This window comes from Streptococcus oralis (genome assembly GCF_004127215.1).
Lineage (GTDB): Bacteria > Bacillota > Bacilli > Lactobacillales > Streptococcaceae > Streptococcus > Streptococcus oralis_BD.
Genome location: NZ_QEWJ01000004.1, coordinates 57,149 through 73,553, shown reverse-complemented (window position 1 = coordinate 73,553; position 16,405 = coordinate 57,149). Strand labels below are relative to the sequence as shown.

Annotated in this window: 21 protein-coding genes; 19 read left to right on the top strand and 2 right to left on the bottom strand. The window is 39.7% G+C overall.

Translation table 11 applies throughout. From position 1 onward, the window contains the following. Position 1 precedes the first annotated feature (1 nt). From DF216_RS04575 to rpsD, 5 genes are all read left to right on the top strand, one after another. Positions 2-667, top strand: coding sequence for a potassium channel family protein (locus DF216_RS04575; protein ID WP_129326112.1), 666 nt, complete (start codon positions 2-4; stop codon positions 665-667). 156 nt (positions 668-823) lie between these two features. After that, positions 824-3,805: an SSURE domain-containing protein gene (locus DF216_RS04570; protein WP_129326111.1), complete on the top strand. Its 2,982-nt coding sequence runs from the start codon at positions 824-826 to the stop codon at positions 3,803-3,805. Between the two features lie 80 nt (positions 3,806-3,885). Further along, on the top strand, positions 3,886-4,584 hold the full coding sequence (locus DF216_RS04565) for a response regulator transcription factor (protein WP_129326110.1): 699 nt from the start codon (positions 3,886-3,888) through the stop codon (positions 4,582-4,584). Continuing rightward, positions 4,581-5,615, top strand: coding sequence for a sensor histidine kinase (locus tag DF216_RS04560; RefSeq protein WP_129326109.1), 1,035 nt, complete (start codon positions 4,581-4,583; stop codon positions 5,613-5,615). Before DF216_RS04565 ends, DF216_RS04560 begins: the two co-directional genes overlap by 4 nt. A 202-nt stretch (positions 5,616-5,817) precedes the next feature. Further along, positions 5,818-6,429 carry a 30S ribosomal protein S4 gene (gene rpsD, locus DF216_RS04555; protein ID WP_000092756.1) on the top strand — a complete coding sequence of 204 codons (612 nt, stop codon included), beginning with the start codon at positions 5,818-5,820 and terminating at the stop codon, positions 6,427-6,429. Between the two features lie 156 nt (positions 6,430-6,585). Here rpsD and DF216_RS04550 read toward each other — a convergent pair whose 3' ends face one another. Beyond that, entirely contained in the window at positions 6,586-7,749 is a 1,164-nt protein-coding gene (locus DF216_RS04550; protein ID WP_129326108.1) for a tyrosine-type recombinase/integrase, read from the bottom strand. Between the two features lie 111 nt (positions 7,750-7,860). Beyond that, the gene (locus tag DF216_RS04545) at positions 7,861-8,391 is read right to left on the bottom strand and encodes a helix-turn-helix transcriptional regulator (protein ID WP_061865012.1); all 531 of its coding nucleotides are present in this window, start codon (positions 8,389-8,391) and stop codon (positions 7,861-7,863) included. A 154-nt stretch (positions 8,392-8,545) separates the two neighbouring features. Here DF216_RS04545 and DF216_RS04540 point away from each other — a divergent pair, with 154 nt between their 5' ends. From DF216_RS04540 to DF216_RS04480, 14 genes are all read left to right on the top strand, one after another. Next, positions 8,546-8,734: a helix-turn-helix domain-containing protein gene (locus DF216_RS04540; RefSeq protein WP_061865011.1), complete on the top strand. Its 189-nt coding sequence runs from the start codon at positions 8,546-8,548 to the stop codon at positions 8,732-8,734. 351 nt (positions 8,735-9,085) lie between these two features. Further along, positions 9,086-9,517: a hypothetical protein gene (locus DF216_RS04535; protein ID WP_129326107.1), complete on the top strand. Its 432-nt coding sequence runs from the start codon at positions 9,086-9,088 to the stop codon at positions 9,515-9,517. Continuing rightward, positions 9,514-9,717: a hypothetical protein gene (locus DF216_RS10935; protein WP_061865009.1), complete on the top strand. Its 204-nt coding sequence runs from the start codon at positions 9,514-9,516 to the stop codon at positions 9,715-9,717. The genes DF216_RS04535 and DF216_RS10935 overlap by 4 nt, the downstream gene beginning before the upstream one ends. 14 nt (positions 9,718-9,731) lie before the next feature. Next, positions 9,732-9,998 carry a hypothetical protein gene (locus tag DF216_RS04525; RefSeq protein ID WP_061865008.1) on the top strand — a complete coding sequence of 89 codons (267 nt, stop codon included), beginning with the start codon at positions 9,732-9,734 and terminating at the stop codon, positions 9,996-9,998. 8 nt (positions 9,999-10,006) lie between these two features. Continuing rightward, the gene (locus DF216_RS04520) at positions 10,007-10,192 is read left to right on the top strand and encodes a BOW99_gp33 family protein (protein ID WP_129326106.1); all 186 of its coding nucleotides are present in this window, start codon (positions 10,007-10,009) and stop codon (positions 10,190-10,192) included. Then, complete coding sequence (locus tag DF216_RS04515; protein WP_129326105.1) at positions 10,179-10,946, top strand: DnaD domain-containing protein; 768 nt, start codon at positions 10,179-10,181, stop codon at positions 10,944-10,946. The genes DF216_RS04520 and DF216_RS04515 overlap by 14 nt, the downstream gene beginning before the upstream one ends. Before the next feature lie 11 nt (positions 10,947-10,957). Next, complete coding sequence (locus tag DF216_RS04510) at positions 10,958-11,806, top strand: DnaA ATPase domain-containing protein (RefSeq protein WP_129326104.1); 849 nt, start codon at positions 10,958-10,960, stop codon at positions 11,804-11,806. A gap of 405 nt (positions 11,807-12,211) precedes the next feature. Then, a complete protein-coding gene (locus DF216_RS10820; RefSeq protein WP_164979002.1) occupies positions 12,212-12,382 on the top strand; it encodes a hypothetical protein in 171 nt (56 codons plus the stop codon). A 100-nt stretch (positions 12,383-12,482) separates the two neighbouring features. Further along, positions 12,483-13,112 (top strand): hypothetical protein, encoded by a 630-nt coding sequence (locus DF216_RS04505; RefSeq protein ID WP_129326103.1) that lies wholly within the window; start codon positions 12,483-12,485, stop codon positions 13,110-13,112. A 123-nt stretch (positions 13,113-13,235) separates the two neighbouring features. Further along, positions 13,236-13,562 (top strand): hypothetical protein, encoded by a 327-nt coding sequence (locus DF216_RS04500; RefSeq protein ID WP_129326102.1) that lies wholly within the window; start codon positions 13,236-13,238, stop codon positions 13,560-13,562. 96 nt (positions 13,563-13,658) lie between these two features. After that, a complete protein-coding gene (locus DF216_RS04495) occupies positions 13,659-14,120 on the top strand; it encodes a DUF1492 domain-containing protein (RefSeq protein ID WP_129326101.1) in 462 nt (153 codons plus the stop codon). Between the two features lie 53 nt (positions 14,121-14,173). Next, positions 14,174-14,860 carry a DUF3800 domain-containing protein gene (locus DF216_RS04490; protein ID WP_015606052.1) on the top strand — a complete coding sequence of 229 codons (687 nt, stop codon included), beginning with the start codon at positions 14,174-14,176 and terminating at the stop codon, positions 14,858-14,860. Between the two features lie 312 nt (positions 14,861-15,172). After that, on the top strand, positions 15,173-15,388 hold the full coding sequence (locus tag DF216_RS04485; RefSeq protein ID WP_129326100.1) for a hypothetical protein: 216 nt from the start codon (positions 15,173-15,175) through the stop codon (positions 15,386-15,388). Between the two features lie 73 nt (positions 15,389-15,461). Then, positions 15,462-15,689, top strand: coding sequence for a 16S rRNA processing protein RimM (locus DF216_RS04480; protein ID WP_129326099.1), 228 nt, complete (start codon positions 15,462-15,464; stop codon positions 15,687-15,689). The last annotated feature ends 716 nt before the right edge of the window (positions 15,690-16,405 follow it).

Here is a 16,405-nt window from a genome sequence, read left to right as displayed (position 1 = left end):
GATGTCAGATCGGACAATTGGAATTTTAGGCTTGGGAATTTTTGGGAGCAGTGTTTTGGCTGCCCTAGCCAAGCATGACATGAATATCATCGCTATTGATGACCACGAGGAACGCATTAATCAATTTGAGCCTGTGCTGGCGCGTGGAGTAGTTGGAGATATCACGGATGAAGAACTCCTTCTATCAGCGGGGATTGACACCTGCGATACCGTAGTTGTCGCAACGGGTGAAAATTTGGAGTCCAGTGTTCTAGCGGTTATGCACTGCAAGAGTCTAGGAGTGCCGACCGTCATTGCCAAGGTCAAAAGCCATACAGCTAAAAAGGTGTTGGAAAAAATTGGCGCGGACGCAGTTATCTCACCAGAGTTTGAAATGGGGCGCTCATTGGCGCAGACCATCCTCTTTCATAACAGCGTAGACGTCTTTCAGTTGGACAAGAATGTATCGATTGTCGAGATGAAAATCCCCCAATCATGGATAGGTAAAAGCCTCAGTCAGTTAGATCTACGTGGGCGATACAACCTCAACGTACTAGGTTTTCGTGCCTATGAAAATGCTCCTCTGGATGTCCAATTCGGACCCAATGATCTCTTGCAGGCAGATAGCTATATCATGGCAGTCATTAATAACCAACATTTGGATACTCTAGCAGAGCTGAGTGAGTAGGAAAGGAAGGACTACTCTCTTTCCCAATAATTAACGAGTCAATATAAGTATTTTATAAGAGGGATTTAAGAAAAATTTTAACTTTTTCTTAATCCTTTTTAATTTTAGGAGATTATACTAGAGTCATCAAAAAAAGAAAGTTCTGAGGAGAATCCTATGAAATTCAATCCAAATCAGAGATATACTCGTTGGTCTATTCGCCGTCTCAGTGTCGGTGTTGCTTCAGTTGTTGTAGCCAGTGGCTTTTTTGTCCTAATCGGTCAACCAAGTTCTGCACGTGCTGACGTCGTCAATCCAACTCCTGCTCAAGTCGTGCCAGACGTTGCTTCCGTGAGTGGAAAAAGCGACCTGCCAGTAGATGTTCTCAAAAAAGCAGTCGATGTAACTCTTCCTTCAGAACAGTCTGTTCCAACACCTAAAACAAGTTTGGATGCTACAGACTCTTCAGAAAAAGCGGATGCCGATGCCAAAGAGCCAGTAGTGGCACTAAAAGAAGAAGTGCAAGCCCAACCTGACTCTAAGAAACAAACAGAAGATGCAGTTAAACCTGTGGAAAGTCCTGCATCTACAGTTTCTGTGCAAGACCGTGAAGCCAGTGAAGCGCAGCCAGCAACCGCTCCAGCTGAAGTGCAAAAAGGTGTGGCCGATAACACCAAAGATACAGTAGATGTCCCAGCTAGCTACCTTGACAAAGCCAATTTCCCAGGACCATTTACAGCTGGTGTTAACCAAGTCATTCCATACGAAGCTTTTGGTGGAGACGGCATGTTGACTCGCCTGATTTTGAAGGCATCAGACAAGGCTCCATGGTCAGACAACGGAACGGCTAAAAATTCCGCTCTCCCACCGGTAGAGAAATTGGGCAAAGGCCTCTACTTCTATGAAGTAGACTTGGCAGGCACTCAAGGAAAATCAGATAAAGAGTTGCTTGACCTCTTGAAACAAAACGGCACTCAAAGTTATAAGGCTACCATCAAAGTGTACGGTGCGAAAGACGGCAAGGCAGACTTGAGCAATCTTGTAGCGACTAAAGATTTGGATGTCAACTTGAACGGTTTGACTACCCCAGCTGAAGTGCAAAAAGGCGTAGCTGACAACACCAAAGACACAGTAGATGTTCCGGCTAGCTACCTTGACAAAGCTAATTTCCCAGGCCCATTCACAGCTGGTGTCAACCAAGTCATTCCATACGAATTCTTCGCTGGTGACGGTATGTTGACTCGTCTTATCTTGAAAGCATCAGACAAGGCTCCATGGTCAGACAACGGTTCAGCTAAAAATCCAGCTCTCCCACCAGTAGAGAAATTGGGCAAAGGCCTCTACTTCTATGAAGTAGACTTGGCAGGTACTCAAGGAAAATCAGGTAAAGAGCTGCTTGACCTCTTAAAACAAAACGGTACGCAAAGCTATAAGGCTACCATCAAAGTGTACGGTGCGAAAGATGGCAAGGCAGACTTAACTAATCTGGTAGCGACTAAGGATTTGGATGTTAATTTGAATGGTTTGACCACTCCAGCTGAAGTGCAAAAAGGCGTGGCCGACAACACCAAAGACACAGTGGATGTTCCAGCTACTTACTTGGATAAAGCCAATTTCCCAGGACCATTTACAGCTGGTGTCAATCAAGTTATTCCATACGAATTCTTCGCTGGTGACGGTATGTTGACTCGTCTTATCTTGAAGGCCTCAGACAAGGCCCCATGGTCAGATAATGGTTCAGCTAGAAATCCTGCTCTCCCACCAGTAGAGAAATTGGGCAAAGGCCTCTACTTCTATGAAGTAGACTTGGCAGGCACTCAAGGAAAATCAGATAAGGACTTGCTTGACCTCTTAAAACAAAACGGCACTCAAAGCTATAAGGCAACCATCAAGGTGTACGGTGCAAAAGACGGCAAGCCTGACTTAACTAATCTGGTAGCGACTAAAGATTTGACTGTTAATTTGAACGGCTTGACCACACCAGCTGAAGTGCAAAAAGGCGTGGCCGACAACACCAAAGACACAGTGGATGTTCCAGCTACTTACTTGGATAAAGCCAATTTCCCAGGACCATTTACAGCTGGTGTCAATCAAGTTATTCCATACGAATTCTTCGCTGGTGACGGTATGTTGACTCGTCTTATCTTGAAGGCCTCAGACAAGGCCCCATGGTCAGATAATGGTTCAGCTAGAAATCCTGCTCTCCCACCAGTAGAGAAATTGGGCAAAGGCCTCTACTTCTATGAAGTAGACTTGGCAGGCACTCAAGGAAAATCAGATAAGGACTTGCTTGACCTCTTAAAACAAAACGGCACTCAAAGCTATAAGGCAACCATCAAGGTGTACGGTGCAAAAGACGGCAAGCCTGACTTAACTAATCTGGTAGCGACTAAAGATTTGACTGTTAATTTGAACGGCTTGACCACACCAAATCAGGTTAAAGAGTCTGTTGTTAACAATGTCAAAGACATGATTGATGTTCCAGCTAGCTACCTTGATAAGGCTAAGGTTCCTGGACCTTTCTTGGCCGGTGTCAACCAAGTCATCCCATACGAAGCTTTTGGTGGAGATGGTATGTTGACTCGTCTCTTGTTAAAGGCCTCAGACAAAGCCCCATGGTCTGACAATGGAACAGCGAATAACCCAGCGCTATTGCCACTTGAAGGCTTGGCTAAAGGCCAATATTTCTACGAAGTGGATTTGAATGGCAACACGACAGGCAAAGAAGGACAAGCCCTTCTAGATCAACTTCGTGCCAATGGCACTCACACTTACCAAGCTACTGTTAAAGTGTATGGTTCTAAAGATGGCAAACCTGATTTGACCAATCTGATTGCTACTCGTCAAGTAACGATTCAGCTTCGTGGAAAAGAAATGGCGACAATACCATCTCAACAAGGTCAGATGAATACGAAACCTTCTGAAACAGGCTCTACAGGTACAACTGAGGGTATGATGGGCACAAATCACCGTATGTCAGACATGAAGACCGATCAACCGGCTTCTAGCCCAATGACTAATATGATGAAAAAAGATGATAAAGCGATGCTACCAAATACTGGGGAAGCTCAACCGGCTACAGCTGGCCTTGGTATCTTTGGTCTAGCCTTGGCAGGCCTTATTGGACTCTTAGGTTTGACAACCAAACGAGAAGATTAAGATTCAAATTATTTAAACATTAGGGAAAATAGTGTTATACTAAAGCAAGTATAACACTGTTTTTATCAAAGGAGTGTCAGATGAAAAAGACAATTTTGCTGGTTGATGATGAGTTAGATATTCTAGATATTCAAAACCGCTATCTTTTACAGGCAGGATACGATGTTTTAGTCGCCCATGATGGTAAAGAGGGATTAGAGCTTTTCAGAAAAAAATCTATTGACCTCATCATCACAGATATCATGATGCCCAATATGGACGGTTATGATTTTATCAGTGAAGTTCAGTATATCGCTCCGGATCAACCCTTCCTCTTTACAACTGCTAAGACAAGCGAACAGGATAAGATTTATGGCTTGAGTTTGGGGGCAGATGATTTTATAGTCAAACCCTTTAGTCCACGAGAATTGGTTTTAAGAGTAAATAATATCTTGCGTCGCCTTAGCCGTGGAGGTGAGATAGAGCAGATCGAGTTTGGTGACTTGGTAATCAACCATGTGACTCATGAGGTTCGCATTGGGGAGCAACCTTTGGAATTGACAGTGAAATCCTTTGAACTTCTATGGATATTGGCCAGTAATCCTGAGAGAGTCTTTTCAAAGACGGAACTTTACGAGAAGGTATGGCAAGAGGACTATGTGGATGATACCAATACACTCAATGTTCATATCCATGCTTTGAGGCAAGAGTTGACCAAGTATACAAATTCAAATGCTCCTGCTATCAAAACTGTCTGGGGTTTGGGCTATAAGATGGAAAGACCAAGAGGTAGAAAATGAAATTAAAAAACTATATTTTAGTGGGGTATCTAGTGTCGACTCTACTAACGATTTTGGTCGTTTTCTGGGCAGTCCAACGAATGTTGATTGAGAAAAGTGAAGTTTACTTTCTCGTTGGAATGACCTTGATTGCTAGTTTCATCGGCGCTGCAGTGAGCATTTTTCTTCTGTCACCTGTTTTTTCTTCTCTGAAACACTTGAAAAAACAAGCTCAGGATATAGCTAGCAAGGATTTCAGCACAGAAATTGAAACCAAAGGACCATTAGAATTTCAAGAGCTGGGCCAGGCTTTTAATGATATGTCCCACAATTTGCAGGCTATCTTTCAATCACTTAATGAGAGTGAGCAAGAAAAAAGAATGATGATTGCGCAGCTCTCTCACGATATTAAAACTCCCATTACCTCCATTCAGGTTACCGTGGAGGGAATTCTAGATGGGGTGATCAAAGAAGAGGAGCGACTCCACTACTTAACCACGATTGGTCGACAAACCGAGCGTTTAAACAAGCTGGTGGAGGAGTTGGATGTTTTGACTCTCAACACCCAACCTCAAGTTACTACTGATGAAGAAGTCGAAGAGGTCTTTTTAGATCAGTTGCTGATTGAGTCAATGAGTGAATTTCAACTCCAGATTGAACAAGAGGAGCGAGATGTTTACATTCAAGTATCACCTGAGTCAGCGAAAGTCAAGAGCCATCATGACAAACTTTCTCGCATTCTGGTCAATTTGTTAAACAATGCCTTTAAATATTCAGAACCAGGAACCAGAATCGAGGTTCTTGCCCAATTAACAGAACAAGAGCTGACAATCAGTGTGAAAGACGAGGGTCAGGGGATTCATCCTGAGGATTTGGAAAAGATCTTTAAACGACTTTACCGTGTAGAAACTTCACGCAATATGAAAACAGGTGGTCATGGCTTAGGTCTTGCGATTGCACGAGAACTAGCCCATCAGCTTGGTGGCGACATCACAGCAGAAAGTCAGTATGGCTTAGGTAGCAAGTTTACATTCTCTCTCAATTTGAAATAAAGCTGTAAAATCCCTTTACAAATCTAGCTTTTCATGGTACAATAGCCTTTGTGTGAAATAGCAGCAGGAAAGCATGAAGCTCGTCAACAGGTGTCTTATGACAAGTAACCTTGGCTGTTTGGGCGAAGGGCATCTGCACGAATCAGGGCTCTCTAAGTGACTATTTCCACCGAAATATTATTTATATCAGGAGGACATACATATGTCACGTTATACAGGACCATCTTGGAAACAAGCTCGTCGCCTTGGCCTTTCACTTACAGGTACAGGTAAAGAATTGGCACGTCGTAACTACGTACCAGGACAACACGGACCAAACAACCGTTCTAAATTGTCAGAATACGGTTTGCAATTGGCTGAAAAACAAAAACTTCGTTTCACTTACGGTGTAGGTGAAAAACAATTCCGTAACTTGTTCGTACAAGCTACAAAAATCAAAGGCGGAATCCTTGGTTTCAACTTCATGCTTCTTTTGGAACGTCGTTTGGATAACGTTGTTTACCGTCTTGGTCTTGCGACTACTCGTCGTCAAGCTCGTCAATTCGTAAACCACGGTCATATCCTTGTTGACGGAAAACGCGTTGATATCCCATCATACCGCGTAACTCCAGGTCAAGTGATCTCAGTTCGTGAGAAATCATTGAAAGTTCCAGCAATCCTTGAAGCAGTAGAAGCTACTCTTGGACGTCCAGCATTTGTATCATTCGACGCTGAAAAATTGGAAGGCTCATTGACTCGCTTGCCAGAACGCGACGAAATCAACCCAGAAATCAACGAAGCACTTGTCGTTGAATTCTACAACAAAATGTTGTAATATTTTATTAAATAAGATAGGCTGTAAAGCCTTGAAACGAAGCACTTTAGGCCTCTATCCTAGAGTGCTTTTTTTGATTTTACTACCCTTTTAGTTACCCATAACTAATTTTAGGTATAGTAATAGGGTAGCCCAAAAATGGGACACCCTTATTATTTATAGATTGCTGATAGCTGCCTCAAAGATTGAGACGGCTTTTTTGGCCCCCTCTTTGGTAGCATGGACATAAGTATTCAAGGTCATTGAGATATTAGAGTGGCCTAGCCTATACTGTAGATCTTTCGCCTCTATGCCAGCGTATAGCATGATTGTAGCGTGAGTATGTCGGAAACCATGGAAACTAATATCAGGAACGCTAGCAGCTTTAAAGTGGCCTTGCAGTCTCTTTCTTAGCAAGCAAGCGTAGGCGTATTTTGTGGTAAAAGGAGTAAAGACAATACTCTCAGACCGTCCTAGTTGCCATGCCTGGATCTGTTGGCGCTTTTTATACTCCTTGAGTAGGGAAACTGTAGCCTTGTCAATGTCAATTTCTCTTAGACCTGCCTTAGATTTAGGCGTGTTTGTTTCCTGGTATCTATTCAAAGTCTTAGAAATACTAATAATACCTTTCTTGAGGTCAATATCAGACCACTCAAGAGCTAAAGCCTCACCTATACGGCAACCACTAGCAAGCAATGTCTTATAAAGCACGTAGTCAAAGAAATTTTCATAGTTAGACAAGTCTAGGTTATCCAAGTAGCCTAAAAATTGTTTTAGTTTCTGGTTGCTGAAAAATTTTACTTTATGCTCTTTATTTTGTTGCTTGCGTGGAATAATGACATCCCTAGCAGGGTTATGCTGGATCACTTGCATAGTTACTCCATACTGGAGAATACGGCGGTTTATATTGTTTAGAAAGCTATAGTTTGCATACGCTCCTTTTTCGCCCTTATTGGCCTTGTCAGCCCACTTATTGACTTGCTGCTGAATGATAGGAGTAGTGAGCTTGTCTAGCTTGTAATCGCCGAATACAGGCAAAATATGAAGCCTTACGATCCCCTCCATGGATTGCTGGGAGTTAGGTTTGATTGTATTCTTGTAACTCTCCCACCATAAAGCGACTAACTCCCTATAGGTTGTAATGGTTGGTTTTTCCTTTACGCTATATCCGTTAGCTGCAAAAGCATTGACGGCCTCCCTGGCTTTGATTCTAACCCCTTTTTTAGTGTTGGCCGTGACTGTTGTCCTGGCCTTTTTCCCTGTAAGCTTATCAACGCCTAAATAAACACTTGCACGGTACACTGTAGCACCGTTTTTCTTTTTGTATTCTGTAATATTCATAGTCATACCTTTCTAACATCAGTAAGCAAGTATGGGATTTAGTTAAGTATTTATGAATATTGTTTTTATATGGCGCTGAGAGTTACGAGAATAGGCCTATTTTCGTTTGTTTTAGGTGTTGTTTGCCTTATTGAAATCCTCCAAGGCTTTTAGATCTTTAGCGTAAGTTAATAGTTTTTGTTTACTATCCTCAGAAAGCTCATTTATCACGTTTCTTAGCTCTGAGTGAGCAATGGAATATCCTATTATCTCTGGGGTAGAGACTTCGAAGTATTTTTCTAAGATTTCTAACTGTTCTGGTGTGTAGCTACCGTTATTATTCTCCCACTCTTTTATAAGCTCTAAAGGGATAGAAGTCTCTTTAGAGAGTGTTTCTTGAGTTATACCTTTTTCTTTTCTCAATTTTGGTATATTGCCCATCCAAGCGAGGTATTTAATAGGTTCTTGATATCCATAACCAAGTAGTACAGGAACAGTTACCCCTAACAATTTTGCTAACTCTTCTGCTTTATTCGGCTTAATATCTGTTTCTAAATTTTCCCAACGTGAGACAGTCTTTACAGATATATTAAGCTCATTTGCTATGTCTAGTTGAGACAAGCCTGCTTTTTTTCTAAGCTCCTTAAGTTTATTTTTTGTCATTTTGTTGCTACCTTTCAAAAACGATTATAACACAAAAGGAGAAAAAAGACAAAAAAGTCTGTTTTTTAAAATAAAATACTTGACAAAGGACAAAAAAGTCTGCATTATAAACTTGAAAACAGACAAAAAAGTCTGTTTAGAAAGGAGGGCTGGTATGTTTATTTCAACGGAATTAGCTGAAAAGGTACGTGTTAAACGTGCTAAAGCTCAGCAGACTAAAAAGGCTGTAGCTGAGGAATTAGGTATTAAACCACAAACCTATACCAAAGTTGAAAATGGAGACTATGACGCTCCAAAGCGTATCTATGAGGCAGTCATGAACTGGCTAGTAGAAGATTTATAAGATTTCTTGCTACCTTTCACAAAAAGAAATCTGAGCAACAAAAAAAGCCTAAACAGTCGGCAAACTAGCAAGGCTTTTCACTTAAACAACTAAAACCACAAATAGCAAGTATGGGATTTAGTTAAGTATTTATTTAATTATATCACAAAATAGTGATTTGTGTCCCAACGAGAGAGCGCTAACTCTTTAAACTGGTACTTTCTCACGCTTTCAGATATTGGCGACCGAGAGCGTGAGGCAGTGAGCAATTGCAAGAAAGACATTAAAAAGCTGGTGGAACCTTTCCCAAATTTGGGAGAAAGTCCTAGAGTAGAGCAACTATAGAAAATAAAATATGATCGAGGAAAAAACATGAACACATACTTTGAAGAATTTGAAAAAGGGTTACAACTTGTTGAGGAAAAACTAGATATTCTATCAGAGTGGCATATAGCTAAAAATCATGATGGAGCGACAGAGATTGCTGAAGATTGTAAATCAACTATTAGTCAGCTATGGACTCAGTTTTACAAATTATCTGAGGCATATAAAAAGCAAGAGGTAAGTCATGAGGATTTCTTTAATAGGAATGTTGAGAATTTGCTTGGAGAATTAAAAAGATATGACGAGGAATGTACAGAAAAACATGGAAAAGCTCCTGACTGGTTGCTATTCAATTTCTTAGATCAAGTAATAAAAGAAAATGGTTTAAGTAATGGGATCAATCATGTAACTACGTCAACTTGGATGTACTTACGTAGTTTAGTAGTTGCTGATCTGCAAAAAAGAGGGCTACTAAAATGAACGAGCTAGATTTAACCAATACACAGGCGGTTATCTTCATGATGGTACTGATTGGCTTGCTACTTTATTTGAACCATCGAGACCGCCAAAAAAGCTCCCAAATGGAGCGAGAAAGCAAACAGATGATAGAAACCCCAAGAGAGGAATTAAACCCTTGCTATGGGTGTTATATTCAACTAGCAGGCAAGCGGAACAATTAGAAAAGGGGTGCAATATGCAACTATTATCAAGAGAGGCAGAGCTTGAGCTACTGGAGAAAGTGGGAGATCACTTAGAGAAAAGGCTTGAGCTTGAAAAGCAGCATAATGACGGCTGGGACTTAATTGCTAGAGCTGATCTACTAGAAAAGTTAGGGATCAGCGGAACAACGTTGAATAATTGGGAAAAACACGGCTTAAAGCCTTATCAGTCGCCTTTTGAGAACAGTAAGAAGATTTATTACCGCAAGACCGATATATACAATTTTCTTGCAGTAGATTAGGGAGAATAATGACAAAGAAAAAAGAACAATGGACGCCTACCATCACAAATCTACGCAAGGTAATTGTGGACGGTGTGGAGCAATGGGTGGAATTTGAAACAGAGGGCTATGTCATTCCTCCTGGTCACTCTTATTATGACATCATCAGGGGAATTAACAAGGAGGTGCAACGGAAGAAAAATGGGAAATCGTAGAATGATAAGTAAGACAGTAACCCAAACTCAGAGATTTTTGCGGCTACCATTAGAGGCACAGGCTCTATATTTTCATTTAATTCAAAACTCAGATGATGATGGAGTAGTAGAGGCTTTCCCTGTTGTTAGAATGATAGGGGTTAGTGAGGATAGCCTAGGACTTTTGATAGTCAAGGAATTTATCAGGCCGCTTAATGATGAAATGGTTTATTTTATTGTGGATTTTCATGAGCAGAATACTGTTAGAAAAGACAGATACAGTCCTAGTATCTATAAGCATTTACTAGAAAAGCCACCTGAGAAATATACTGGTTTACCAATGGACAACCAAACGGAAACCACTGGTTTACCCAATATAAGTCAATATAAGTCAAGTCAAGATAATCTAAGTCAATCTAGGTCAAGTCAGAATGACGAGGACGAGCATGAAAATCCAATCTTTGAAAAATTAAAGTCAGCTTTTGGTCAAATGTCAGTCAATGGGACAATGATAGAAGAAGTGAGAGACTTGTTAGAGATCCATGGCAAAGAGTTAGTTATCCATGCTCTTGAGGTAACTATCCTAAACGCTGGTAAGTCAATTAGATATACCAGGTCAATTCTTTCAAATTGGCAGGGTCTAGGACTTAAAACAGTAGAGCAAGTTAAGCAGCATGAGGAGCAACGTCAAAAACTGAAACAGTCACCTAAGCAAGCAGAACCTATTAGTCGTGAGGAATGGCTAAAAACACGAACAGAAGAAAACCCATTTTAGGAGGGTGAGCAATGGAAAATAAATTTGAGCAATATAACAACAGAAAAATTAGTGAAAAGGTATGTGAGGTTCACAAGGTCAATTATTGGCAAATATCAACACCTAAAAGGGGCAGTAAGGAACGAAGTATACAAGAGTTTTGTCCTGAATGCACAAAGGAACTAATAGAGAGGCAGGATAGGGAGGGAGTAGATAATAGCTTGAATGCTGAGACCTACCTAAAAACCTATAATGTGCTTATGCGAGACAGTACGATCCCTAGGGAGCTTAAAGAGGCTAGCTTTGAGAATTTCATAGTTGAGACAGCCGAGGAAAAGCAACTATTAGCATTTGCTAGGGATCAGGTAGATAAATACCTGGACGGTATGACAGGAAATACCCTATTTACAGGCTCTACAGGGATTGGAAAGAGTCATTTAAGCGTAGCTATTGCTAAGGCTATAAACGAGGGCTACAAGGCCAAAGGAGAGCCTAAGAGCGTGCTATTTGTCAATCTAACAGAAATCCTTAGACGAGTTCGAGAGAGCTTTAACGCTCCTACTAGTCTAGAGGGCTATTACTCAAGAATGCTAAAAGAGGCTGATTACCTGGTACTTGATGATCTAGGTATAAAATCGGACAACGCTAGTAGTAAAGGTAAATCAGTCTGGGAAGAAGAGTTTATTTTTGATATTCTCAGCAATCGAGATAAGACTATTATTACTACAAATCTAAGTAGCTCAGAGATTGCTAGCTTGTATAGTGATCGAGTAGCCAGCCGTGTCAGAACTGGCCTAGAGGGTAACTTTTTCAAGTCATTCACAATCAAGGATAAGCGATACTCAATCAGTAGCTTAAAGGCTAAAGTTGCTCAAAATTGAGCAGGTTGAAAAAGTATGCACGGGGTGCAGCTGCACCCTTAAAAGGTGCATGCTTTGCATTCCAAAAATGGAACTCAAAAAAGCTCAAAAATGAGCTAAAGTACATTAAAAAGGGTAGTAAAAAACGTTGGATAGTTGAAAATATCAGTTATATCAATGATTTATAGTTAATCAGATTACAACATTTATTTGTGACTCAAAAATGAGTAGCAAACAAAACTAATGACGGTTATACAGGAACTGAAGATTTTTCGACATTTTTGTCGCTCAAAGACGGCCCTAAAATGGGTCAGCTTACAACTGTACCCGTTTGTACATTTTGGTAGCCTAGTTATAACTACAGGTCAAACTATTTAATGTTTACAGGTGTACCTGGAGGTACACCCGAGATAGAGGAGATTTAATATGGCGTTAAATGCAGAACAACTTAAAAATATGTTAGATAAAGGCTTTGTTTTATACTCAAAAAATGGTATAATAAAGTCAGCTAAGTTGCCAGAGTTTGGTAGTCTAATCATCAAAACACAAGATGGTAAACCCATTCAAAAGGAAACTAGGCAAAAAGAAAAAATTTAGCTGCTGACTAGAAAACTAGAGGCATGATATAAGAGTTTAACTACTCTTTGTCATGTCTCTTTTTGTTTTAATCAGAGAAAAAAGAAAGAGGTAGATCGCTATGACACTACAACAAATAAAGGCACAAATTTACAGCCTAGGCACTTATAAGCAACAAAAGATTGAGGCTTATGGAACAATGAAAAAAGAACTTTGGGAAAAAGTTCGAAATCAGGTTTTATATCAGTCTGAGGCTGAGCTACGCCTGGAGAACTTTAAAAAAGAGGCCGATCAGTACTCAGATACTGAGTTTGCCAATATTCTAGCTAAGCTAGAGAACTTTGAACAGACAGAACTAGAGAAAATTAAATCAGAGTACGAAACTGTAACGGCTGATAATGTTGCTGAGTTGAACTTGCTAAGCACTATGAAAGTATCGGAACAGGAGCTGCTAGGTTACTTAGAGAAATACAAGCGCAATCCGCTGGCCATTAAGAAATTACATGAAATCGGATCAGCTAACAACATCGCTTTACCTAGCTATATCCTGAAAGAAGATAGGCTAGCTGAACTGTTAAAGGTATTCAAGCAACATGCTAAGAGCTATCATGATACTCCAATCATTGATAGTAACGGTTCAGCAAGTGATCTAGCTTTCATGTTAGTTTTAGCTAGTGATGAATTGAATACTGCTTTAGAAACATACTCTAATCATTTTGATACGGCTCTAGGGCTATCTGAGAGCTTATAAAACTAGTCAAAAGTGTATCAGCGATAAAATAACCCTGGTACACTTTTTAGAACGGTTTACGGAGCGTTTAGAGCGTTCCAATGAAGTATAATTTCCGAAACCAACACGGTGAGAGGGTGCTAAATGGAGAGAGATGTTAGAGGGCGTTTTTTACCAGGTAATCAAGTTGCTAGAGGTAATCGAGGGAATAGACAACCGAAGTATGGAAACAATAATGCTATGAAACGCGGTTTATATAATCGTTATACAGGACTTTTACCTAGTAGAAGTGGCAGCCTTTCAATCTATAAAAACGGAGTATATTTAGGCTCTTTACATAAGAAATACTATCACATAACAGAAAAGGGCGAGATAATGATAGACGTACAAGTAGTACAACGCCTAATAGATGTTTGTGGATTGCCAGAAAGTCTTTTCGGAGATCCTGAGTACGTTGAATACTATGAGTAATGTCCGTTTTTGGACTTAACTAAAACAAAAAAGCCAAGGCGTTCCGCCTCAGCTATAATTAACACAATAAAATTATACCATACAGGAGGCCAAGGCATGACACCAGAGCAGGTAAAAGAAAAACTAGAGGGCGTTAAGTGGATCAATAAAGAAATAGAGGGCTTATATTTAGAGCTTGCAGCTTTAGAAAGTGGTATTATCAAAAAGCAAGAACTGAGCACTACCAGAGTACAAACAAGCAGGGTAAATACGGCAGAGAATAACCTTATAAGTGTTCTAAAACTAAAAGAGGACACTTTACAGAGAATTGAGCGACTTACTGAGGAGAGAATGGAAACATCTAGGCTGATCGATAAGCTGGCCAATCCGCTTGAGCGTTCTGTTCTCAGGCTGTTCTACTTGAATATTCTTGACGCTTGGCAGGTTGCTGAGGAAATAGGTGTATCTACAGCCTCGGTATATCGAGTAAGGCAAAAAGCCATAGAACACTTAGTAGATAAGGCGGAGATAAAGGGCTATTTTGAAATCAAAGTTAAGGAGATACTACAAAAGCTATGAATTAATATATTGTTGTGGTATAATTCTAGCTAGTAACTAATGAGGAAGAACAGTTGAAAAAAATTTCAATTTTTATAGATGACTCAGGGGTCTTTCACTCCAATCATAACTACTTTGTGTACGCAGGCTTTTGCTTTATTTCTGACGAGGACAAAATATCTGCAAAAAAACGCTATCGCTCCCTTAATACAAAAATAAAAAAAGCTAAAGCTATAGAGGGAGAACTCAAAGCGGCGAATATTGAAAGAAAGCACAAAAATGCCCTCTTTAAGGTTCTTAAAGATGAGATTAGTTTTTCTGTGTCAGTTAATTTACCAAACGTTCACGCAAGTGTCATGGGAGATAAAAAATCACGTCAGCGATTTAAAGATTATGCCTTAAAGAGGGTGGTAAAAAATCTGTTCAAAAAGCTAATAGAGCAAGGCTTGATTAACAAGAATGATGATATTGAGCTTTTTGTGAATATTGATCAGCAAGGCTTTGCTACGAATGGTTTATATGGTTTGGGCGAGGGGATCCTGGAGGAGTTGAAGCATGGGATTACAAACTTTAACTACGGAAAGTTTTATCCTCCTATTTTAGAAGGTGATTTTGTTGTCCATACTAAGTCATGTGTTTCTGAGAATGACTATTTAATACAGGCTGCAGATATTTTAGCCAATAGAATATGGAACTCATATGAAAAGCAGGTCAGTGAGTTACGAGACATACCGAACCATACTTTTTTAAATTTACCGTAGTTTTTACTTGCCAAAAGCGCGCGCGTGGTATAGAATAGAATTACAGGTATAAGTACACTGTTTAAACATCTGAATTGTGATTAAAGCAATTAAGCGTATGTTAAGTACGTCGCACTCAGATGGGAAAGCGCCATTAGGTGCTTTTTTTTGTAACTTTTGATATAATATTACTGAGGAAATGAAGTAGAAAAATATCGGACGCACACGCACCCGAAAGGGTATCTGAGAGGTGGGGAAAGTCCGTCCCGCCATTTCCTATTGAGGCTGTAAGCCTCTTTTTTTAGAATTTTAGCAACTGAGAGAGGGATAAAAATGAGTAAACAACTTTGGAAGTATCTACGATCAAAAGTTGCAGTAATAACAGGAAATGGAGAGAGTTTAACAGGTCTAGTAACTGATTTTATTGACGAAATGGACAATGATGAGCAAGATGAAATCACTATCCTCATTGACAACCCTAGCCCTGATGAACCAACTGAGATTTCTCTCTTTGAGAGTGAGATTATCTCAATTAAACCAATCTCATAGCGCTTAGAACAATCTAGGCACTTTTACCTGCCTTATTTGAAAGAAAACACTATGGAAAAGGATTTAGATTTATATGGCAATATTAGATGATTTACAAGCGTTATATGACAATGGTTGGGACGCCTCTTTTGATTATAATGGTCAAGCGTGTGGGATTTTTCTTAATTCTATTCATGATATTGTGGTGGTGATTGGAGATAAGGAACACCAGGTATCGTCATTCAATGATCTAATTTCTTTAAAAATTGGCGACAACACTTTAATAAATATCATGGATGGAATTGAAGTGCAGTATTATTAAAATAAAAAGCACCTTTGATAGGTGCAATCTACTTGCTTACTGAACTCATCAATTTAAGTCCCCTTTTTGTTACCCTTTATGTTTTCTCAGCTTATTTGAATTTAATAGTTTTGGAGAAAATCAAGTTAGATTTAGAGCAGGCTTAGGCCTGTTTTTCTGTACCTAATCACTGCAAGATAACAAAATGCTTTAAGATAAGACTTTATATTGCAAGAAGCCTACAACAGTGGGCTTTTTGCTTTGTCTTAAAACGTTGATTTCTGGGTTTGTTCCGTGTTTAAGAGAGCGTTTTTACTTAACGCCGTTTACGGGATGTGGGTGTCTATTGGGCTTATATCTTTATTGTATTTGTCCCTTTGGGTGCATTAACACTGTTAATTATGCTCGCTATGCCCAGTCAACGCTTTGGAAAAAAAGTGATAAAAAATAGTGACAAAAATAAAGAGAATAAGGAAGACTCTCAGTTTGAAGACATGGTACGAAAATATTAAGATATTTTTAGTCTAGTTAAAAACGGCTGAGTCGTTTCAGGATTTGTCAATCATGATGCTGTATGGTAGGCTTTATGAAGAGGAAAGCTATTATTGTCTGTTCAATGCTTATAAGAACTTTTGGAAGGTGTATGTAAACTTTACTGGTCTTCGACTCGTTCGGACTACTGGTGGATGTATGCTACAAATCAGTTAATCTATCTTTCCGTTTCATTTTGATTATTC